The 20,388-nt window shown below is 53.2% G+C and carries 19 protein-coding genes; 2 read left to right on the plus strand and 17 right to left on the minus strand.

What is annotated here, in order from left to right; all coding sequences use genetic code 11:
• Positions 1-9 precede the first annotated feature (9 nt).
• The 9 genes from M8318_RS04340 to M8318_RS04380 form a co-directional block, all read right to left on the minus strand.
• A complete protein-coding gene (locus M8318_RS04340) occupies positions 10-2,325 on the minus strand; it encodes a glycoside hydrolase family 99-like domain-containing protein (protein WP_262661092.1) in 2,316 nt (771 codons plus the stop codon).
• A 248-nt stretch (positions 2,326-2,573) separates the two neighbouring features.
• Positions 2,574-3,818, minus strand: coding sequence for a sugar transporter (locus M8318_RS04345; RefSeq protein WP_262661093.1), 1,245 nt, complete (start codon positions 3,816-3,818; stop codon positions 2,574-2,576).
• Positions 3,790-4,440, minus strand: coding sequence for an ABC transporter ATP-binding protein (locus M8318_RS04350; RefSeq protein WP_262661094.1), 651 nt, complete (start codon positions 4,438-4,440; stop codon positions 3,790-3,792). The genes M8318_RS04345 and M8318_RS04350 overlap by 29 nt, the downstream gene beginning before the upstream one ends.
• 10 nt (positions 4,441-4,450) lie before the next feature.
• On the minus strand, positions 4,451-5,194 hold the full coding sequence (locus M8318_RS04355) for an ABC transporter permease (RefSeq protein WP_262661095.1): 744 nt from the start codon (positions 5,192-5,194) through the stop codon (positions 4,451-4,453).
• Positions 5,195-5,305: 111 nt separating this feature from the next.
• Entirely contained in the window at positions 5,306-7,069 is a 1,764-nt protein-coding gene (locus tag M8318_RS04360) for a polysaccharide biosynthesis/export family protein (protein WP_262661096.1), read from the minus strand.
• 17 nt (positions 7,070-7,086) lie between these two features.
• On the minus strand, positions 7,087-7,461 hold the full coding sequence (locus M8318_RS04365) for a hypothetical protein (protein WP_106995706.1): 375 nt from the start codon (positions 7,459-7,461) through the stop codon (positions 7,087-7,089).
• A 484-nt stretch (positions 7,462-7,945) separates the two neighbouring features.
• Positions 7,946-8,458 (minus strand): 4-hydroxyphenylacetate 3-monooxygenase reductase subunit, encoded by a 513-nt coding sequence (locus M8318_RS04370; RefSeq protein ID WP_262661097.1) that lies wholly within the window; start codon positions 8,456-8,458, stop codon positions 7,946-7,948.
• Between the two features lie 17 nt (positions 8,459-8,475).
• Complete coding sequence (hpaB, locus tag M8318_RS04375) at positions 8,476-10,038, minus strand: 4-hydroxyphenylacetate 3-monooxygenase, oxygenase component (protein WP_262661098.1); 1,563 nt, start codon at positions 10,036-10,038, stop codon at positions 8,476-8,478.
• A 207-nt stretch (positions 10,039-10,245) separates the two neighbouring features.
• A complete protein-coding gene (locus M8318_RS04380) occupies positions 10,246-10,572 on the minus strand; it encodes an addiction module antidote protein (protein WP_262661099.1) in 327 nt (108 codons plus the stop codon).
• A gap of 527 nt (positions 10,573-11,099) precedes the next feature.
• Between M8318_RS04380 and M8318_RS04385 the strand changes: the two genes are divergently transcribed.
• Positions 11,100-11,555 carry a hypothetical protein gene (locus tag M8318_RS04385; RefSeq protein WP_262661100.1) on the plus strand — a complete coding sequence of 152 codons (456 nt, stop codon included), beginning with the start codon at positions 11,100-11,102 and terminating at the stop codon, positions 11,553-11,555.
• A 90-nt stretch (positions 11,556-11,645) separates the two neighbouring features.
• Here M8318_RS04385 and hpaA read toward each other — a convergent pair whose 3' ends face one another.
• From hpaA to hpaG, 8 genes are all read right to left on the minus strand, one after another.
• Positions 11,646-12,536 carry a 4-hydroxyphenylacetate catabolism regulatory protein HpaA gene (gene hpaA / locus M8318_RS04390; protein WP_262661101.1) on the minus strand — a complete coding sequence of 297 codons (891 nt, stop codon included), beginning with the start codon at positions 12,534-12,536 and terminating at the stop codon, positions 11,646-11,648.
• A 9-nt stretch (positions 12,537-12,545) separates the two neighbouring features.
• Positions 12,546-13,892: a 4-hydroxyphenylacetate permease gene (gene hpaX / locus M8318_RS04395; protein ID WP_262661102.1), complete on the minus strand. Its 1,347-nt coding sequence runs from the start codon at positions 13,890-13,892 to the stop codon at positions 12,546-12,548.
• A gap of 21 nt (positions 13,893-13,913) precedes the next feature.
• Positions 13,914-14,711: a 4-hydroxy-2-oxoheptanedioate aldolase gene (gene hpaI, locus M8318_RS04400; RefSeq protein WP_262661103.1), complete on the minus strand. Its 798-nt coding sequence runs from the start codon at positions 14,709-14,711 to the stop codon at positions 13,914-13,916.
• A 9-nt stretch (positions 14,712-14,720) separates the two neighbouring features.
• Positions 14,721-15,524 carry a 2-oxo-hept-4-ene-1,7-dioate hydratase gene (gene hpaH / locus M8318_RS04405; protein ID WP_261644711.1) on the minus strand — a complete coding sequence of 268 codons (804 nt, stop codon included), beginning with the start codon at positions 15,522-15,524 and terminating at the stop codon, positions 14,721-14,723.
• A gap of 102 nt (positions 15,525-15,626) precedes the next feature.
• Positions 15,627-16,007 carry a 5-carboxymethyl-2-hydroxymuconate Delta-isomerase gene (locus M8318_RS04410; RefSeq protein ID WP_262661104.1) on the minus strand — a complete coding sequence of 127 codons (381 nt, stop codon included), beginning with the start codon at positions 16,005-16,007 and terminating at the stop codon, positions 15,627-15,629.
• 9 nt (positions 16,008-16,016) lie between these two features.
• On the minus strand, positions 16,017-16,868 hold the full coding sequence (gene hpaD, locus M8318_RS04415) for a 3,4-dihydroxyphenylacetate 2,3-dioxygenase (RefSeq protein ID WP_262661105.1): 852 nt from the start codon (positions 16,866-16,868) through the stop codon (positions 16,017-16,019).
• A gap of 1 nt (position 16,869) precedes the next feature.
• Positions 16,870-18,336, minus strand: coding sequence for a 5-carboxymethyl-2-hydroxymuconate semialdehyde dehydrogenase (hpaE, locus tag M8318_RS04420; protein ID WP_262661106.1), 1,467 nt, complete (start codon positions 18,334-18,336; stop codon positions 16,870-16,872).
• Positions 18,333-19,622 (minus strand): 4-hydroxyphenylacetate degradation bifunctional isomerase/decarboxylase, encoded by a 1,290-nt coding sequence (gene hpaG, locus M8318_RS04425; RefSeq protein ID WP_262661107.1) that lies wholly within the window; start codon positions 19,620-19,622, stop codon positions 18,333-18,335. The genes hpaE and hpaG overlap by 4 nt, the downstream gene beginning before the upstream one ends.
• A gap of 271 nt (positions 19,623-19,893) precedes the next feature.
• Between hpaG and hpaR the strand changes: the two genes are divergently transcribed.
• Positions 19,894-20,334 carry a homoprotocatechuate degradation operon regulator HpaR gene (hpaR, locus tag M8318_RS04430; RefSeq protein WP_262661108.1) on the plus strand — a complete coding sequence of 147 codons (441 nt, stop codon included), beginning with the start codon at positions 19,894-19,896 and terminating at the stop codon, positions 20,332-20,334.
• The last annotated feature ends 54 nt before the right edge of the window (positions 20,335-20,388 follow it).

A 20,388-nucleotide genomic window follows, 5' to 3' on the forward strand; every position in this document is an offset into this window, starting at 1 on the left:
TATCCATAGTTATTTATACGGGTTATAGTCGTTGTCGCATTCAAAGTAAAATGGAAGCATTCCCTTTTGCTTGAATAGTGTAGAAAAAAGTCTCTCCATTGTATGAGCGAAAGTACCATCAATAGCACCTAAATCTTCTTCAAATAAATCCTCTGGAATAAAATTGTCTGCGATAATATTTTTCATAGTTGGGAAGTGGAACCAGAACATTGTGCCTCCAATAAAATCGGTAAAATGCTCCTCGTTAATTTCATTATCGCAAATCATTTTTTTGCAGGCTTCTAAACTATGTAACATCGTATTGAATTCATTAGTATAATGCACACTATGAATTGGTGCGATAATACCAAATTTTGAAGATGGAGAAAGTGACAATATTTGGCTTACAATATTCTCTGATAATAATGATTGGAAAAGTTGCTCTCTCCACAAACTCCCATTATTCATATGAGGTGATTTTTTAGAGTGTAGTTTACATATCCATTTATAGTTTAAATTATTTATTTCTTTTACCGTTTTGATAAAAGGAAGAACATCACGGCCTTTATTGTCAAAGGCATAAATAAGATTTGGTTTTATAACTTTTATCGCTTTTTTAACGCTTTCCACACTCCAGATGTGCGGCACAGATATTATAACATCAAGATTGTGTTTTTTTCTTATATCATTGATTGCTAGATTAATCTCATCAAGCATATCTTCGTAGAAAATGTGAATATATAAAGCATTTATTCCATTTTTTTTCATTAGTGAATTATGCTTGTCAGTGATTCGCTTTATTTCTCGAATGTCTATATTAGATTCTCTAACATTCGATATTGCGTTAAGATAAGCGTAACCAAACTTTCTGTCTGGCTCAAGATATGTACCTTCCGCCCATTCATTCCATGCATTTATGAAAACAAAATTCTCCTCGCTGGCGTGATTTTTTTTCGACCATTCATCGACCCCTTTCAACCAACGATTGAATTCAAGTGGAGTTGCATTAAAGAAAACATTGCCATTACCCGGTTTTCTAGCCTCGTTGTCCCAACCGGTCATAACGCATGGATAATAGTTCTTTGATATGTTTTTAGATACTGATTTGTTTAATCTTTCAAGACAAAAATCGACAGTTTCCGAATAGTCATAAACATTTCCTTTATAATTATTATTAAGTAGCTTAAGGGTGTCTTTAATATTATTAACTACGACGCCATGTGGTGGGAATTCGACTATAGCATCAAAGTTAATAGATCTGAAATCATCAAATCCGAAGGCGTTAGTGGCTACAATATGTAAGCCAGACAATCCATTCTCAATAGCAAGTCTACGCCATGTGGCAACTAATTTCTCAACATTTGGGATAATTGCTGGGCGATATAAAACAATCAATGGCTTGCCATTCACTGACACATATCGAGAATCCTTAAAATATCGCAGCAGATCATAAAAGACAGCAATATTATCTTCATCACTATGGTTTTGTCCGATCAAGACATCATGTTCTGCTCCATCCCAGCGTCTTGTCCAATTCTCATTAGCCCAACATAAACAAAATGGAAAATCGATGCTAGAGTCGTTTAAAAAATTATCTATAGGCTCATCCATCAATTTCTTACCGTCAAACCAGTAATAATGGAAACAAAATGCACTTACACCATATTTTTTTGCTAGTTCAACCTGCCTATGCATATTTTCAGTTAAGCGTAAATCATAAAATCCTAATTCACCTGGCAACCTTGGTTGATAATGTCCACTGAATTGCGGAGTAGCTTTAGACACATTTGTCCATTCAGTAAATCCTTTACCCCACCAATTATTATTCTCTTCAAATGGATGAAATTGAGGCAGATAAAAAGCAATAAATCGAGTATCACATTCTGCAACTTTTACATCTCGCTGCATTAATGGAGCATAAAGTGGTGAGCGTCCGCCGCTAGCAGTAGAGAATTGTTCGAAATAACTATCCTCGTAGAGACCACTCGGTGTTTCTAGAGGTCGGTTAACAGAATTACTGTATTTAATTTTCCTATTTTCATTTCTTCCCCATAACGCATAGTGTTTCAATGGATTTATATTTGATTTACTTACATCTTCATGCTCTAGAAGATAAAAAGATGTATTGAACACAGGTGATGGATCGCGCATTTCCTTCCACCCGTAGTTCATATAATGCTCAAAAGCGTCAATTCCTGCTTCAGCAATATCTTTGTATGTTTCGAGATAAAAAGACTCGCTGAAATATAACTTTATTAACTCGTCATCATTAAATTTATGAAATGATTTCTGCAGTTCGGTAACTTTCTTTCTTGCAATTATTTTTTTGTAGAATTTATTTAACATATTTTGTTATTTCTTGTGAAAGTAGGAATGGAAACCCTAATAAAGGGAGCTATGTGTCTTAGAGATATTTATTAATTAAAATCTCATAAAGTAATAAATGTTTAATACCAATGAAGTTTAAACAGCCTCTCCAATAATGAGAGCCTCTTCGGTGAAAGAATTACTTGATTTTTTTTCGGTTAAGTAATATGTGATGTATTAATTGCGATAAAAATCAAATTAATAATAAGAAGTACATGTCATCTCAATCAGTCCTGATGCTCTCGTAAAGTTGCGATACCCATCACCGCTAGGCCATACAAAAGACATAGGAGTACGCCAATTGTTGCCAAATTATAAAGACGGCGTGGGTACTCAGCATCTTCAGCGATTGAAGGCTGACTAATGATCAAAAGATGTTTGAGTTTACGGTAAGCCTCTATCCTGGCTTGCTCCAAGCTGATTAGTCCAGTTTTGTACAGGTCTGCCGCAAGCGTAGCCTGAGTTTGAACATCCATATAACTTGCAGTGACTTCGTTCATCGAATTTTTATCCGCACCTGTCAATCGGCCTTGTTCTTGGGCTAACTGCTGGGTTAAAGCATCAATTCTTGCTTGTACAGAAACTACTGCAGGTGCGGTTTCCTTCATATAACTTTGCAGTTGTTTCAACTGAGCTTGTTGCTGTGCAAGTTGGCCTTCAATCTGGCTTACAACACCCATTCGGGCCGTACTGCTCGATTCTGGGCTAATAAGGTGATGGGTGTTTTGAAATTCCAGGACTTTTGCTTTTTCGACCTGTAATCGCTGATAAGCACGGTCAACTTCTTTCTCGACAAAAGCCAATTGTTCAACTGCAACCTGATGTCCTAGTTTATTTATAAAAGCTTCTGATTCTTTCAACATTAGGCCAACCACTTGCTGGCCATACGCAGGATCGAATGCCTGTAATTCAATCGTTAAGACACCAGAGATATCATCTAGACGCAAGGTCAGATGCTCTCGATAATACTTGAGAAATTCCTCTTGGCTGACATCAGTGTGAAGGCGAGAAAAGTAGTCAACTTTGTTATTCTGGTAATGAGCCTTTAGACCCAGTTTTTTATCTAGTTTATTAAGCAGGTCAGAAGACTTGAGATAATCCTGTATTAATAACGCATCCTGATGATTGTTACCACCAAGGCCCAGCATCGATAAAGCATCTGGCAGCATTTTTATCTGGTCGGCCTGCTTAACTACTAACTCTGCTCGGCTCACATAGCGATCAGAAGCAATCAATCCGAAATAGATAATGGCGATAGCAAAACAAGCTAATACCCATTGAAAGCTGCCAAGTTTAAGGCTTTGCTTCCATGAGCGATGAGCCAAGCGGTAACCGCTGGAATCAACAATAAAATTTTTGGGCTTAGTTTTTAATTTTTGCAATTTGCGCATCAAGCCGGAAGATTTGTTGGAGCGAATTGGTTGAGTCATATTTTTAAGCTTATTATAAATTTTGATAAATGCGGATGGCATCTTCTATATTGTCAAACATCTCAAGTGTGCTATTACGCAGCACAATCCCCATATCGCATTGTTGGCGTAAGTTCTTCATGTCGTGTGACACCATTATGAGACTAGCGGTCTCGCGTTTTTGCGTGAATACATCGATACATTTTTGTTTAAAGCGTGCATCGCCTACTGAGGTAATTTCGTCGGTAAGATAGATATCAAAATCAAAAGCCATGCTGACCGCAAACGAAAACTTAGATTTCATTCCGCTGGAATAAGCTTTTATGGGGAGTTCGAAATGCTGGCCAATTTCTGAGAATTCTTTAACCCACTCTTCAATAGCCTGTGTATCATGAACGCCATGTATACGGCAGACGAAGCGAGTATTTTCCCGCCCGGTCATGCTACCTTGAAAACCACCGTTAAGGGCTAGGGGCCATGATACACGACAATGACGACTAAGCCTGCCCTTGCTAGGCGTATCCATACCGCCCAGCAGGCGCAGCAGAGTTGATTTACCCGCACCATTAGTACCCAAAATACCGATATTTCGATCGCGGGGTAACGTGATACTCACGTCACGCAAAACATAGTTGCGACCAAATCTTGTAGGATAATACTTCGATACATTATCTAAAATGATCATTTAATTTCACTTAACTGGCGATAAGACGCCGATGGCTCAGACGATAACAACTCATCGCAAATGTCAGCATCACCAAAGTCACGCTGGTGAAATAAGCCCAACTGGCATCCGGGCTCACATAGCCAGCGATCCAACCTGAACGAATCAACTCAACAGAATGTACTAGTGGGTTCCATAAAAACCAGTGTTGATATTGTACAGGAATACTTGCAAGCGGGTACATCACGCAGGATACAAACATTATTGGCATCATCATTAGGTTGAGAAATTTATCCGCTTCTTTGAATAAACTACCTAGAACACAAAAGATAATCCCCAGTGAAAATGAAAATATCATTAGTATGAAATAGCCAAGAATAACCTGTAAGGGATCGCTAGGGATAGCATTAAAGCCAAACCACAATAATCCTAATACTAAAACGCAACCTACCACCAAACCTATAATAGCCTCGAGAATAAAGCGCGCAATAAAGGTGGCAAATGGTGTGACCTGTCGGTAGCAGAACAGTCCCATATTGGCACTAACAGCAGATTTAAGCTGGGTAACCACTTTATTAAAAAACATGAAGGGCAGATAACCTGCAGTAATAAATACCTGAGCAGGAACGTCACCAAAACCACTCTGGCTACGCATCCCAAAAACAACACTAAACAGGCTAATCATCAACATTGGATCAATTAGTGCCCAGGCGTACCCCAGCCGGTAACTCCCAAATCGTGTTTTCAGTTCACGGATAAGCAGGCCAAACGTCACATCCCGCAGCACCTGAAACGAGCTGCGGGGCGTTTGATTGAGAACAGGTTTAAGCATAAGAAGGCCGATATAACAGAACGGGCCCGCCGTTAAGCGAGCCCGCTGTGAGGGTTAATTCAGGACCACGTTGGCCGCCACGGCAACCTGATAGATGACCTGAGTAATGTCTTTGATGGACTGCATCATTTTGCTGTCCACTTTCGGCATGACCAGAATCTGATCGCCCGGCATGACATTGCCCCCGTCTTTAAACTCCATCAGCCCGTTGGCATGCACCACGGCAATACGCTGGTCGTTCGCACGGTCGGTAAAGCCGCCCGCCCAGGCAACGTAGTCTTCAAGTTTCGCGCCTTCGTTGTAGACCACCGCCTGCGGCATCATCACTTCGCCGCCAATCTGAATCAGGTCGGTCTTGTTCGGGATCACAATCTGATCGCCCTGTTCCAGCAGGATGTTGGCAATCACGCCTTTATCCGACACCACCACTTTCCCCAGCGGCTGGATCTTGCGGGCTTTTTCCACGAAGCGCATCACCAGCTCGGCTTCTTTGGTCCGGATGGACGCTTCACCGTCGGAACTGGCAGGCGCGGTAAACACGCTGCGCTCCAGGCGGTTGAGGGAGTCTTCCAGCATCTCTTTCTGCCGCGCGGCCACGCTCTTACGCATGATGTAGATCGAGCCGTAATCCGCCATGTTTGGGTCAATCGGGATGTGGTTCAGCAGATCGTGCAGACGGGTCTCTTTACGCACGGTGAAGTAAGATGGCCCGCGATAGCTGCCCATCACCTGCACGTCGTAAACCTGCGCATGCATGTCGTCGTTAAACAGCACTTTGTCGCCGTCGCTCAGCTGAATGCGGTCAAAATCTTTATACGGCATATAGACCGAGAACGGGCCGTTGGAGCGATCGCCAATCACGCCCACGTGGCTCACCTTGGCGAGCGGCAGGGCGTAATCGATCAGCTCCGAGCCGAGCGCGGTGCTGTTTTTTAACTCGAAGCGGAACGGGTTACGCACTTTACCGGCCACGTTGATCATCGGGCCCTGCGGCTCAACCAGAATGACGTCCTGATCCTTCAGGGACAGCTTCGGCATTTTGCCCTGTTGCATAAATTCGTACAGATCGATCTGCTGGACGACCCGGTTCTGACGTAACACCTTAATATGACGATAGCTGCCGCGATCGGAGTCGATGCCGCCTGCGCGTTTCAGGAAATACAAAACGCTATCGGAGGATTGTCCGGCATATTGTCCAGGACGGATCACCGGGCCGGTGACAAATACGCTGACCGGGGTCGCGGTAAGCAGATTAACGTAAACATTAACGTTATTGGTGAATACTTCGCTGATGTGGCTGGTGACTAAGTTATTGACTTTACTTGCTGCCACGTTTTTGACATTTATCGGGCCGACGTCAGGAATGAAAATATTGCCCTGATTGTCAACGGTGACCACGTTGGAGAAATTGACCGCGCCCCAGATCCAGATATTCAGCTTATCGCCGGGAGCGATCAGATAATTATCGTTTAAGCCGTCGCTGCGCTCGGTTTCATAGCCACCGGCAAACAGGTTGGCACCATATGGAGGGGGCAGGCCGGACTCGGACTGCGGGAGGAGTTTACGCACGTCGGACTCGCCCGGGAGTAACATGCCCTGGCGGTTTTGCTGCGCAAAGGTACCAGTGGTGGAGGAGGTATTTGCCTGGCCGCTCATCGCCTGTTCACCACCGAGTTGCAGTCGACCGTCGCCAGTATCTGCCGGGGTATTCATGCCAAAGGCCTGGGCATCTTCCTTAGTGGGTGCAGCAAAGGCAGCGCAAGAGGCGCAGGCCAACAGCACAATGGCACTCAATTGCCGAAATTTCGTTATTTTCACAACATTTCTCTTCAAAATTATTGCACGGCAAGCAGATTGCTGGCGGATGCCTGTTCCAGTTGCGGTACCAGATACCAGGTATCACCGTTCTTGCAGGTCACGCCATGCTGCGACTGGTTGTAGTTGCGGTTACGCAGCAGTTCAATGCATTCCAGACCCAGGGCGGAGACATAACGCTGGCCCAGGATATAGGTATTGCCATTGGCGCTCAGAGCCGCGCCCTGAGGCAGGGTATTCAGAGGTTGTTGCAGATTGGCTGACATGGGCTGGAGTGTGGTTGAAGCGGCCGGATTGACAAGCGGTCGGGAGGCTTCAACCTGCTTCGGGGAATATGCACAGCCGCTCAGGATGAGGGCGAGCGAAATCACCAGAAGGCGAGTTGCGTTCTTCATTTGTAAATATTTTCCATATATTCGGAACCTGGCATCTAAATATAAAAATTCGTCGGTATCCGACTGTTTATATTGCCCAAATAGTTGACCTGAAGGTCACGAAGCAGAGGCGGCATAGCTGAGGAAGTGGAGCAAAAAGGGCAAAAAAAAGGTAGGCTACCGCACGGAAATGACGATTCCGGTCAAGAAGTGTCCAGTTTGCTTTAGGGTGCTGCCATAAAAAAACTATTCAGTAAACAACTAAAACGTTTTTTTATTATTCATGAAAGTGTTTTTGTGTCGCGAAGATTACATAATTTTGCAGTTTGTGTCATTTCAAATTTAAGAAATGTGCCCTGGAAAAGGGGAAAAGTCCGAAACAACTATTAACTCTGGTGGGGGGAGTAGAAACTTATATTGTCATTAGTTTCAGATTGTGATTGTTTCATTTTGAGCAAGTGGAAAACAAATAAGCGCCAGCCGAAAATTCGGCTGGCGAAGGGTATTAAACGGTCATTTCTTGTTCAATTAACACCGGATGAAATCTGCGCTTAAAGTAAATCAGCCCGTGTCCCTCCTGGCTCAGGAGGATATTTTTGATCTCCACCAGGTATACCAGATGGGTGCCGATGGTCTGGACCTGGCTTATCTCACCCTCCAGGCTGACCAGCGCCTCTTTCAATACCGGCTGAGCCAGCTGGCCTTTTTGCCAGCAGGAGAGGGTAAATCGCTCTTCCATCGCCATGCCGGTCATCCCGGCGAAATGGCGCGCCATTAGCTCCTGCTCGTGATTGAGCACATTAATACACAGCTTGCCGTTACCCTGAAACACCGGGTTCATGGCGCTATTGGCGTTCAGGCACACCATCACCGACGGCGGGGTATCCGTCACCGAGCAGACCGCCGTGGCGGTAATGCCGCAGCGTCCGGCGTCGCCATCGGTGGTAATCACATTGACCGCCGCCGAGAGGCTGGCCATCGCGTCGCGAAAACGCAGGCGTTGTTCATCATGTTGCATCTTGACCTCCCGCCGCGTTATTTCAGCAGCTTGTCCAGCAGGTTGATATCGGTGTTGTTGTGCAGGTGCGGAACCTTCCAGCCGTTCTGGTCGTACTCCGACAGGCAGCGGTCAACCATCGCCATCATCTTGTCCATGTTGCCGGAACTCTGCGCCTGACGCAGGCACTGCAGGCGGATTTCATCCTGGCTACCGGAGTAGTTGATCTCATACAGCTCGTGGCGACCGCCGAACTCGCTGCCGATGGCATCCCACATCAGTTTCAAAATCTTGATGCGCTCCACGTGGTCCATGCCGTTGGAGCCGCGCACGTACTTCGCCAGGTATTTGTCGATCTGCGGATTGTTCAGATCCCGGGCGCTGGACGGGAGGTAGATCAGGCCGCTGGTAACGTTGCGCTCGATGATGTTTTTGATTTTGGCGTAGGCCATCGGGGCCATCACGCGGTAGGTTTGCAGCGCCGCGTGGTCCGGCAGATACGCGCCGTTGACCCACGGGGTGGCTTCCGAGCACATGGAGTCGCTCAGGGCCCAGAACATGTTGCGCCAGGCCACCACTTCACCGAGATCGGCCTGTACCCCGCGGAACTCAGACGTACCTGTACACTCCAGCGATTTTTTTAGCAGGGCGGTGATGAAGTCGAGCTTCACCGCCAGACGCACGCAGGCCTGCAGCGGATACATGCGGGCGAAACCGCCCTCCATGGTCCAGCGACGGCAGCGGTCGAAATCGCGGTAGATCAGCACGTTCTCCCACGGGATCAGCACCTTATCCATCACCAGGATCGCGTCGTTCTCGTCGAAGCGGCTGGTGAGCGGGTAGTCGTAAGGGGAGCCGGTCGCGCCAGCCACCAGCTCGTAGGAGGCGCGGGAGATCAGCTTCACCCCTTCGGCATCCATCGGGGCGACGAACATCAGGGCGAAGTCCGGGTTGTCGCCCATCACCTGCGCCGAGCCAAAGCCGATCATGTTGTAGTGGGTCAGTGCCGAGTTGGTGGCGACCACTTTCGCGCCGCTGACGATGATCCCGGCGTCGGTCTCTTTTTCCAGCTTGATGTAGACGTCTTGCACTTCGTCGGCGGGTTTGTGGCGATCGATCGGCGGGTTGACGATAGCGTGGTTAAAGTAGAGGCCGCTTTCCTGAATGCGGGTGTACCAGTTGCGGGCGTTCTGCTCAAACTGACCATAAAAGGCCGGGTTGGCGCCCAGCGCACAGCCGAAGGCCGCTTTGTAATCCGGGGTGCGACCCATCCAGCCGTAGCTTAGACGTGACCACTCGGCGATGGCATCCCGCTGCTGGCGCAGGTCATTGGCACTTTTCGCCACGCGGAAGAACTTATGGGTATAGCCGCCGCTGCCGGTATCAGTGTTCCAGCACAGCGCGTCCTGCATGTCAGGTTTGTGCAGCGCGTCGTACAGTTGCGCGACCGAGGCCGCCGCATTGCGAAACGCCGGATGGGTGGTGACATCTTTTACGCGCTCGCCATAAATGTAGATCTCCCGGCCATCCTGCAGGCTCTTCAGATACTCTTCGCCGGTTAACGGACGGGTGGTGCTGGCACGGAAATCTTCAGGTTTCATAGGGACCTCGTATCGGTACAGAGTTGTTAAATTTGTGTTTTGTTTTTGTTGTTTAATTGAAGCGTCATGCAGGGGTTTCGTGAAGGGACGAATAGGTCAACGGCGGGTACTTTTCAGGCGGGAGTGAGATTTGTGATCGGGGTGGGGGTTAATAGGGGCACTGTGCGGTCTGGTTGCCGGGTGGCGCTGCGCTTACCCGGCCTACGGTTACGCCACTGCGTGTTGCGAGGCTGTCGCTATGCGGGAGATAGGGAACCCTGTAGCAGAGGCAACCGCCGCAACACGCTTGAAAGACGGATTGCCATTTGGCGACAGTGATTTATATAGAGACTCGCGGCTAATACCGGCACGCTTCGCGATGGCTGTCATGCCTCCGGTTGCTTCGATGACATGGCGCAGGGCGAGTATGAACGCTTCGTATCCGCCCTCTTCATCAATTTCGAGGAATGCCTGGTGAAGGTAGATCGGCGCGAACGCCGGATCATCCTTAAGGAGTTTTACCATTGCATCATCATGAAGCACTGACTTTGCCATAACACTTACCTCTCATGTCCTGTTCTTATAGTCGTTAAGATACTTAACGGCCTTATCTATATCTGCATCTTGTTTCTTCTTAGTACCACCGAGGAGAAGCAGACTGACTGCTCCATCGACCGTAAACGTTAATCATTATTGTATCCCATAGTTTACGATGTGCAATGGGCTGTCATTTTATGTGCAGAATCCACGAATAAAAATCCGGTCCGGCGGGTTCTGGAAGCATGCTCGCAAAGCGCGAAGTAACCTGATGAAACGCAGGGTTTAGTGTTTTTTTTATGCTCGCTGCGGCGTAAGGTGCGTGTGTTGCGGCGATAACCGCAGCCGGGCGTGAGAACCTGATTACATATGACTATACGGTTTAAGTACCGTACCAGCGGACATGCCGTTAAAATTACGGCGACGCTGGCGGGGCAACCTTAGGGTTGGCCGGGTTCATGTGTACCGGTTCTCACCCCCGTCAGCGTCTCCACCAGGGCGTGAGAACTTTGGTGGTGCCAATAAATACACATGGAGGTTATTTAATGACTACTATTCCAACCCGGTCTTACTCTCACTTCGAAGAAGACGTTATCCACCAAATCATTACCCAACCCCTCCCGGCCTCGGCAGATCTTTTCGAAGTCGCAGACGCGTGCGCCGCGTTTGTCTGCATCCTCATCGACACTCATGACGATGAAGCAAGCAATGCTTTGTGTGGGCGCTTATTGCAGGCGTTAAATCAGTTCCGCCATCTGTGCGATGAGGATTTACCGCCGCATCTCATTGAGCAGCTGATCGCAGGTGAAAACGTAACCTCGTGCATCCCCGATTGCTGGCAGGAGACCGCGACCCTGGTGGGATATGCCCAGGCGCTGACCCAGGCACTACTGAGCAATACGCTACCGCCACCGGTGGCAACATCCTTAACGGGGTTACTGCATGACGTGGTGTATCTGTTAGCGGAATTTGTGAAGGAGCCGTACCTGACCGTGCATTGATCCTGTGCGGTCTGTCTGCCGGGTGGCGCTAACGCTTACCCGGCCTGCGGTTTCGTAGCCCCGGTAAGCGAAGCGCCACCGGGGTAAAATTCACGACACCGGCACCTTCTGCGTCCGATACCTGCTCGGCGAGCAGCCCACCAGTCGGTTAAAAAATCGCGCAAAATAGGCCGGATCTTTAAACCCCAACTGCCATGCGATCTCGTTTACCGCGTTGTCGGAAAAGACCAGCAGCCGCTTAGCTTCGCGCAACTGCCTGTCGAAGATTAGCCGTTTCGGCGGGCGGTTGGCGAAGCGGCGGCAGATATCGGTCAGGCGCGATTCGGTAAGGTGCAGTGCGCTGGCGTAATCCGGTACCGTCCAGTGCTGGTGGAAGTGGCCGTCAACCATCTGGTTAAAACGCTGGAACAGTTTCAGCTCGCCGCGCATGCCGTTGGCCGCGTGATCGTCAAGACTGGCGTTGCGCAGCAGCAGAGTAAACACCGCCTGAGCCAGCAGCACCAGGGTATGCTCCCGCCCGCGAAGCTGGGCGGTGGATTCCCGTTGAATCAACCGCCAGTAGTGAGAAAGTGCCGCCAGCTCATCCGGTTTATCCGCGAGCGACAGGCAGATCCCCGGCAGGCCGAAGGTCTCCCGGGTGCCGGGGTAGAGCACCTCCAGCAACGGCCAGATCAGATCTTCATGCACCGTCAGCACATGGCCGTCGCTGTCCGATTCGGTAAAAAAGGCGTGTGGCACCGACGGCGGCGTTAAGACGAACAGCGGTGCCTGCACCGAGTAGCGGTGATCGTCCAGCTGGAGTTCAATCTGCCCGGTATCCAGAAAGTGCATCTGAAAATAGTGGTCGTGGCGATGGGCCTGCATATCGCGGCCAAAAAAGGCCGCCATCCGGCTAAAGGACTGATAATGCACATCGTCCGTCCCCAGACTTTCGTCGTACTCTTTGCTGATGTCGATATTGGCAATCGGGCTCTGGCACATAACCGCTCCTCAATGGATCTTCTGCGCCGCCATCCCCGGCGCGCTGTCACGGCTCTCCTGACGGGTCATCGGGATCCGCGTCAGCACCAGCGCACCCACTATCAGCAATCCGGCGACGAACCATAGCCCGGAGCTGAAGCTGCCGGTGGCGTCACGCAGAATGCCGATCAGCAGCGGGCTGACGGCTGAGCCGACGTTGCCGATAGCGTTGATCACCGCCAGCGCTACCGCCCGGGACTGCAGGCTAATCACCTGATCCGGGGTGGTCCAGAAGATCGCCATGGCGGTAAAGGATCCGGTTGAGGCCATAATGATGCCAAGCAGCTGGATCAGGCTGTGATCCGTCGCCGACGCCAGCAGCCATCCCGCCGCGGCGAAGAGATAGGGCAGGATGGTGTGCTTTTTTCGCTCTTTCAGCCTGTCGGAGCGGCGGCTCCACCACAGCATCCCGAGGATGGTGCAAAACTGCGGGATCGCCGCCAGCAGGCCGATCACGATATTGCTGCTGCCGGTGTTGAAGCTCTGCAGGATCTGCGGCGTCCAGATGTTGATGGCGCTCAGGGTGTTGGTCAGGCAGAAATAGGCCAGGGTATAGAGCAGCACCGCCGGGGTCAGCACTTCGCGCAGCGTCGAGCGCGGCGTGGCGGCGTGTGCCACGGCATTCTCCTGCTCGCGGGCGATCATCGTTTTCAGGGTCTGCTTCTCTTCGTCGTCCAGCCAGGTAGCCTGATCCGGCGTGTCGTTGAGGAAGAACCAGGTCACCACCCCGAGCACTACCGACGGCAGCCCCTCCAGCAGGAACAGCCACTGCCAGCCCTTCAGGTTCCACACCCCGTCCAGGGCCAGAATATAGCCCGAGAGGATCGAGCCCAGCATCATGGTCACCGGCATGGCGATCATAAAGAGCGCGTTGGCGCGGGCGCGATGATACGCGGGGAACCACCAGGTAAGATAGACCAGGATCCCCGGCAGGAAACCAGCTTCGGCGATGCCCACCAGCATGCGCAGGATGTAGAGCGTCTGCGGGCTGGTGGCGAACATGGTGCAGGTCGAGGCGATGCCCCACACCACCATGATCCCGGCGATCCAGCGGCGCGCGCCGATCTTCGCCAGCATGATGTTGCTGGGGATCCCGCACAGCACGTAGGTGACGTAAAACAGCGTCGCCGCCAGGCCAAACATCGTCGAGGTGAGGCCCAGATCTTTGCCCATCGTCAGCCCGGCAAAGCCTATGTTGATGCGGTCGAGGAACGAGAAGACAAACAGGATAAAGAGAAAGACGATCAAACGACGGAACAGCTTATTAATTACGCGATGTTCAACGGCTTTATTATCTTGCAGGGTAGAGGTCGTCATGTTGCGCTCCAGATCTTACCTTTAGTAGACGGATTTATTGTTATTCACAGACGTAACCGGTTTATCGATAAAGCGAGCCGCCAGCGCTTCGGCGCCGCGGGCGAGCAGGGTGGTGTCGACGCCGACGGCGACAAACAGCGCCCCGAGTTCGAGATAGCGTTTAGCCAGCTGCTCGTTGGCCATCAGAATGCCGGGCGCTTTCCCCGCCGCGCGGATCTGCGCGATGGCCTGCTCGATAGCGGCCTGCACTTCCGGGTGAGTCGGATTACCGGCAAAGCCCATGTCGGCGCTGAGATCCGCCGGGCCGATAAACACCCCATCCACCCCGTCCACATCCAGGATCTGCGGCAGGTTTTTCAGCGCCTCGCGGGTTTCAATTTGCACCAGCACGCACATGGCGTCGTTGGCCTGATGCAGGTAGTCCGGGATGCGGTTCCAGCGCGAGGCGCGGGCAAGGGCGCTGCCAACGCCGCGAATACCCGCAGGGGGATAGCGTGTCGAGCGCACCGCCAGCCGGGCTTCGTCGGCGTTTTGCACCATTGGCACCAGCAGGGTCTGCGCCCCCACATCCAGCAGCTGTTTGATCTGCACCGGATCGTTCCACGACGGGCGCACCACCGGCTGGCTGGGATAAGGGGCGATGGCCTGCAACTGGGTTAAGACGGTCTGCACGTTGTTGGGGGCGTGTTCCCCGTCGATCAGCAACCAGTCGAAGCCTGCTCCCGCCAGCAGCTCGGCGCTATAGCTGCTGGTCAGCCCCAGCCACAGGCCGATTTGCGGTTTCCCGGCGTTCAGCGCGTCTTTAAAAGCGTTATTCATGCGGCGTCCTTATACAAAGCGGCAGCTGATGGAGCCCATGTTGCCGTAGTCAACATGGAAGGTGTCGCCCTTGCTTGCCGTCACCGGGCGGGTAAAGGAGCCGCCGAGGATGATCTGGCCGGGTTCCAGCTGTACGTCGTACGGGGCCAGCTTGTTCGCCAGCCAGGCCACGCCGTTGGCGGGATGGTTGAGCACGCCTGCCGCGACGCCAGTCTCTTCGATTACCCCGTTGCGGTAGAGCAGGGCGGAGATCCAGCGCAGATCCAGCTCGTCCGGGCGGATCGGACGACCCCCGAGGATCACCCCGGCGTTGGCGGCGTTGTCGGAGATGGTGTCGAACACTTTGCGCGGACGCTGGGTTTCAGGATCGATGTTATGGCAGCGGGCGTCGATCAGCTCCAGGGCTGGGATCACGTAGTCGGTGGCGTTATAGACGTCGAACATCGTGCAGTTCGGTCCACGGAGCGGTTTCGCCAGCACGAAGGCCAGCTCCACTTCGATGCGCGGGACGATAAAGCGGTCGGTGGGGATGTCGCTGCCGTCGTGAAAGAACATGTCGTCGAGCAGGGCGCCGTAGTCCGGCTCGCTGATCTGCGAGCTGGCCTGCATCGCTTTTGAGGTCAGGCCGATCTTGTGGCCCTTCAGGGTACGACCTTCGGCCATTTTCAGGCTCACCCATTCGCGCTGCACGGCGTAGGCGTCTTCAATGGTGATCGTCGGGTAATCCAGCGAGATCGCGCGGATCTGCTCCCGGGTCTGTTCCGCCTGATGCAGGCGATGGGCGATCAGGGTATGGGTGTGTTTATCGAGCATGGCGATATCCTGTTTTTGCCGGGTGGCGCTGCGCTTACCCGGCCTACGGTTCGGGGCCGTTGTAGGCCCGGTAAGCGAAGCGCCACCGGGCATGAGGGCGCGCTACTTAAACAAGGCGTGCACGTTGTTCTGTTTGAAGTTCAGCGTCGGGTGCAGCTCTTCGATTTCAAACGACAGCGCCAGGTAACGGGCATCCATCAGCCCGGCGAAATGGTCTTTAATCAACGCAAACAGCATCTCGCCCACCTGCTGACGGCTCTCCAGGCTGCGCCCGGTGCCGATCTTCAGCGTCATGTGCACAAAGGCGTAATCATGCTTGCCGTCGGCCATCTGCCAGGTGTCCACCCAGTGCGCGCGGCTGCGGATCCCACCGAGGGGGAAGATCCCGGTGGCGGCCAGCGCCTCGTTAACGCGGGCAAACAGGCCCGGCAGGTCGGCCTGCTCACGGATGTTCTCGGTACATTCGACAATAAAGTGCGGCATAGGGCGTCCTTATGCGGGCAGCGGGAAGACGGCGTTGACCTGGCCGGTGCCGGAGCTGGGGAACAGCTCGGTGAGAAACTCCACCTTGCCGTCATAGTTGTCCCAGCCGAGTACGCCCAGCAGCATCACCGTGTCGTGCATATTGCCTTCGCCGTAGCAGTAGTCGGCGTACTCCGGCAGCATGCTGCAAAACTCTTTGAACTGACCTTCGCGCCACAGCTTCACCACCCGCTCGTCCATCTGACGGTCGAACTCGCGGGTGTAGCTGTTCATTCCCTCTTCGGCACGCTGATCGTCAATAAAGCGGTGCGACAGCGAGCCGCTGGCCAGCACCGCCACGGTGCCGTCATATTTTTCAATGGCGCTGACGATCGCCTCCCCCAGCCTGCGGCTGTCGGCAAAGTCATGCACGGTGCAGAACGCCGAGATGGAGACCACCCTGAAGTGCTTATCCGCGTTCATGTAACGCATCGGCACCAGGGTGCCGTACTCCAGCTTCAGGCTCGGGATGTTGTGCGCTTTGGCACGCACGCCCTTCGCCACCGCTTCGTCGGCGATCAGCTGGCCCAGCTCCGGGTTGCCGTCGTAGTCGTAGGTCATGTCGCGGATAAAGTGCGGCAGCTCGTTACTGGTGTAGACCCCGGCAAAATGGTCCGCACAGTTGATGTGATACGCGCTGTTCACCAGCCAGTGGGTATCGAAGACGATGATGGTATCAACCCCCAGCTCGCGGCAGCGTCTGCTGATCTCTTTATGTCCGTCGATGGCCCCCTGACGGCAGCCAAAGTTTTTGCCCGGTATCTCAGAGAGGTACATCGACGGCACGTGGGTGATTTTTGCGGCTAACGCTAACTTGCCCATCTCATACCCCCCATTTCGGGATTGGGTGGTCGCCCATGGAGATACAGACGTTTTTCATCTCCGCGAACACCTCGAAGCTGTATTCCCCGCCTTCACGGCCGGTGCCGGAGGCCTTCATACCGCCAAACGGCTGGCGCAGATCGCGCACGTTCTGGGTGTTTACAAACACCATCCCGGCTTCGATGTTGCGCGCCAGGCGCAGCACCTTGCTGATGTCCTGGGTCCAGATGTAGGAGGCCAGGCCGTACTCCACGTCGTTCGCCAGCCGCAGCCCTTCGGCTTCGTCTTTGAACGGCAGCAGACAGGCTACCGGGCCGAAGATCTCCTCCTGGGCCACGCGCATCCGGTTGTCGACATCCGCCAGCACCGTCGGGCGCAGGAAGTTGCCGCCTTTCAGGTGTGCAGGCAGATCGCCCGGCTTGTCCGGGCCGCCCGCCAGCAGGGTTGCGCCTTCCTCAATGCCGAGGCGGATATAGCCGGAGACTTTCTCCCAGTGCTGAGCGCTGATTAGCGCCCCGATCTGGGTGTTCGGATCGGTCGGGTCGCCCACCCGCAGGCGGCTGGCGCGCTCGGCAAAGCGCTTGACGAATTCCGGGTAGATGCTCTGCTGAATAAAGATGCGCGAGCCGGCGGTGCAGCGTTCGCCATTGATCGAGAAGATGGTGAACAGGGCGGCGTCCAGGGCGCGTTCGATATCGGCGTCTTCAAAGATCAGTACCGGTGACTTGCCGCCCAGCTCCATGGAGTATTTTTTCAGACCACCGGCCTGCATGATCCGGCGACCGGTGGCGGTGCCGCCGGTGAACGACACGGCGCGCACGTCGTGATGGCGCACCAGGGCGTCACCCGCCGTCGCACCGTAGCCCTGCACCACGTTCAGCACGCCCGCCGGAATACCCGCCTCCAGCGCCAGCTCGCCCAGACGATCGGCGGTCAGCGGGGAGAGTTCCGACATCTTCAGCACCGCGGTGTTACCTAAGGCCAGGCAGGGCGCGACCTTCCAGGTGGCGGTCATAAAGGGCACGTTCCACGGCGACACCAGGGCGCACACCCCCACCGGCTGCACCAGGGTGTAGTTGAGCATCTTGTCATCGACCGGGTAGGTCTTGCCGTTCATCTGCTGGCACACTTCGGCGAAGAACTCGAAGTTGTGCGACGCGCGCGGGATCAGCACGTTTTTGGTCTGGTGGATCGGCAGGCCGGTGTCGGCGGTCTCCATCGCGGCGATCTCCGGCACGTTCTGGTCGATCAGATCCCCCAGACGGCGCATCAGGCGCGCGCGCTCCTTCATCGGCAGGTTGGCCCATTTCGGGAACGCGGCTTTGGCGGCTTCTACCGCCTGATTGATCTCGGCTTCACCGCCGGAGGCCACCTCCGCCAGCACCTCGCCGGTGGCCGGGTTGGTGGTGTGGAAGTAGTCGTTACCCGCCACGTTTTTGCCATTGATCCAGTGGTTTATCTTTTTCATGAGTTTGCCTCCTCGCTGACAATCCGGTTGACCAGACGGCCAACGCCTTCCACTTCCACTACCACTTCGTCGCCCGGGCGCACATCGGCCAGCCCTTTCGGCGTGCCGGTGGCGATCATGTCCCCCGGCTGCAGGGTCATAAATTCACTCAAATACGCGATCAGGAACGGGATGCTGAAGATCAGATCCGCGGTGCTGCCCTGCTGGCGCAGCTCGCCATTGATCCAGGTGCGCAGGGTGAGGTTGTGCGGATCGGCAATAGCCGATTTGTCCACGATCTGCGGGCCGATGGGCGTCAGGCCGTCGCGGCTTTTTACCCGCAGGTTCGGGCGATAGTAGTTTTCCAGGTAGTCTCGGATGGCGTAGTCGTTGCAGACCGTGTAGCCCGCCACGTAGTCCATGGCGCCGGCTTCGGCGACGTGGCGCGCGGTTTTGCCGATCACCACCACCAGCTCGGCTTCGTAGTGCATGTACTCGACGTTGTCCGGACGCACCGAGGTCTGGTTGTGTTCTTTAAAGGTGTTCGGGGCTTTGATAAACACCAGCGGCTCGGTGGGCGGCGTAAAGTCCAGCTCGCTGGCGTGATCGGCGTAGTTCAGCCCCAGAGCAAAGAGCGTCCCGCTGGTGGAGAGCGGCCAGGCGAAGGTTTGCTGAGCAGGCAGCTCGCGGGCGTTAATCACGCTGTTTTCCAGCGTCGGCAGGCCGTCAGCCAGCACGCGCACCCGGTCGCCCGGGTGCAGGGTCACGCGGGTCTGCGGGGTGCCCAGCAGGATGGCGTCACCCGGGTTGAGGGTGGCGAAGGCGCTTAACTCGCTCAACAGGGTGGCGGCGTTGCGTTGCAAATCGGCGGTGTTCCAGCGATCCACTTCCCGGCCGTTGATCTCGGTGACGATCGTCAGGTTATCGATGTTATCGACCGTCGCGCGATCGCCCACCGGGCAGAACCCGTCCCGGCATTTGGCTTTGATCGCCGGGCGGTAGAAGCTCTCTTCCGGCAGGCTCACCTCGTTGGCCAGCGCGTACCCGGCAATGTAATCGGCGGCCTCTTGCGGGCTGATTTTGCTCGCGGTCTTGCCGACTATCAGCGCCACCGTCGCGCCGCTCAGCACCTGTTCGCCTTCGGGATGCGGGATGGCCTCGCCGGAGCGGATCAGGGTATTACGCGGTTTGATAAACCAGACGGCGGTTTTCGGCGGCGTGTTGTAAGGGGGCTGGTGAAATGCGTCGCGCCAGGCATCAAGCTGGCTGCGGTGATTGAGTGCCACCGCGAAAACAGTACCTTTCATTCCTTTCTCCTCGGGCCGGGTATCGGGTTTTGAGTTCATTAATATGTTAATGATTAGGTTTTAGCCCCTTGCCGGGTGTTTGGCAAACAGAAGTAAATAATTTGTGATAGCAATAACAATAAATTTACATTCACTGTAATTTATTTATGTGTATCAATAAGTTAATATTTTTATGTGATATCTGTTAGACTTTTTGTCCGCGCCGCTGGTGCCGGGAAGCCGCGTGAGGCATTGATTGTTTCGTTATTAATGATGTTGAGGTGGGAGCGCCATGCACAATTCGTTAACTATCGCACTACTCCAGGCGCGGGAAACCGCGATGACCTTTTTTCGCCCGATTATCAAGCAGCACAATCTGACGGAGCAGCAGTGGCGGATCGTGCGCGTGCTGGCGGAACATCCGTCGATGGATTTTCACGATCTGGCCTTTCGCACCTGCATTCTGCGCCCGAGCCTGACCGGGATCCTCACGCGCATGGAGCGCGACGGGCTGGTGCTGCGCTTAAAGCCGCTTAACGACCAGCGCAAGCTGTATGTGTCGCTCACCAAAGAGGGCAGCGCCCTGTATGAGCGTGCTCAGGCTCAGGTGGAAGAGGCCTATCAGCGCATTGAGGCGGAATATTCGCCGGAGAAAATGCAGCAGCTGACGACGCTGCTGGAAGAGTTTATTGAACTTGGAAACCGGCACGTCGCAGAGCGAGAAGAAGAGTAAAAACCACAAATTTCAGGATGATTTCCGTAAAGTTTTCGCTTCCCAGGCCGAAAA

The organism is Leclercia tamurae, from assembly GCF_025566055.1.
Lineage (GTDB): Bacteria > Pseudomonadota > Gammaproteobacteria > Enterobacterales > Enterobacteriaceae > Enterobacter > Enterobacter tamurae.

Coding starts and splice junctions, on each gene's coding strand:
- M8318_RS04340 (WP_262661092.1), bottom strand. CDS start 2,325: ATGTTAAATAAATTCTACAAAAAAATAATTGCAAGAAAGAAAGTTACC.
- M8318_RS04345 (WP_262661093.1), bottom strand. CDS start 3,818: ATGCCATCCGCATTTATCAAAATTTATAATAAGCTTAAAAATATGACT.
- M8318_RS04350 (WP_262661094.1), bottom strand. CDS start 4,440: ATGATCATTTTAGATAATGTATCGAAGTATTATCCTACAAGATTTGGT.
- M8318_RS04365 (WP_106995706.1), bottom strand. CDS start 7,461: ATGAAGAACGCAACTCGCCTTCTGGTGATTTCGCTCGCCCTCATCCTG.
- M8318_RS04370 (WP_262661097.1), bottom strand. CDS start 8,458: ATGCAACATGATGAACAACGCCTGCGTTTTCGCGACGCGATGGCCAGC.
- hpaB (WP_262661098.1), bottom strand. CDS start 10,038: ATGAAACCTGAAGATTTCCGTGCCAGCACCACCCGTCCGTTAACCGGC.
- M8318_RS04380 (WP_262661099.1), bottom strand. CDS start 10,572: ATGGCAAAGTCAGTGCTTCATGATGATGCAATGGTAAAACTCCTTAAG.
- M8318_RS04385 (WP_262661100.1), top strand. CDS start 11,100: ATGACTACTATTCCAACCCGGTCTTACTCTCACTTCGAAGAAGACGTT.
- hpaA (WP_262661101.1), bottom strand. CDS start 12,536: ATGTGCCAGAGCCCGATTGCCAATATCGACATCAGCAAAGAGTACGAC.
- hpaX (WP_262661102.1), bottom strand. CDS start 13,892: ATGACGACCTCTACCCTGCAAGATAATAAAGCCGTTGAACATCGCGTA.
- hpaI (WP_262661103.1), bottom strand. CDS start 14,711: ATGAATAACGCTTTTAAAGACGCGCTGAACGCCGGGAAACCGCAAATC.
- hpaH (WP_261644711.1), bottom strand. CDS start 15,524: ATGCTCGATAAACACACCCATACCCTGATCGCCCATCGCCTGCATCAG.
- M8318_RS04410 (WP_262661104.1), bottom strand. CDS start 16,007: ATGCCGCACTTTATTGTCGAATGTACCGAGAACATCCGTGAGCAGGCC.
- hpaD (WP_262661105.1), bottom strand. CDS start 16,868: ATGGGCAAGTTAGCGTTAGCCGCAAAAATCACCCACGTGCCGTCGATG.
- hpaE (WP_262661106.1), bottom strand. CDS start 18,336: ATGAAAAAGATAAACCACTGGATCAATGGCAAAAACGTGGCGGGTAAC.
- hpaG (WP_262661107.1), bottom strand. CDS start 19,622: ATGAAAGGTACTGTTTTCGCGGTGGCACTCAATCACCGCAGCCAGCTT.
- hpaR (WP_262661108.1), top strand. CDS start 19,894: ATGCACAATTCGTTAACTATCGCACTACTCCAGGCGCGGGAAACCGCG.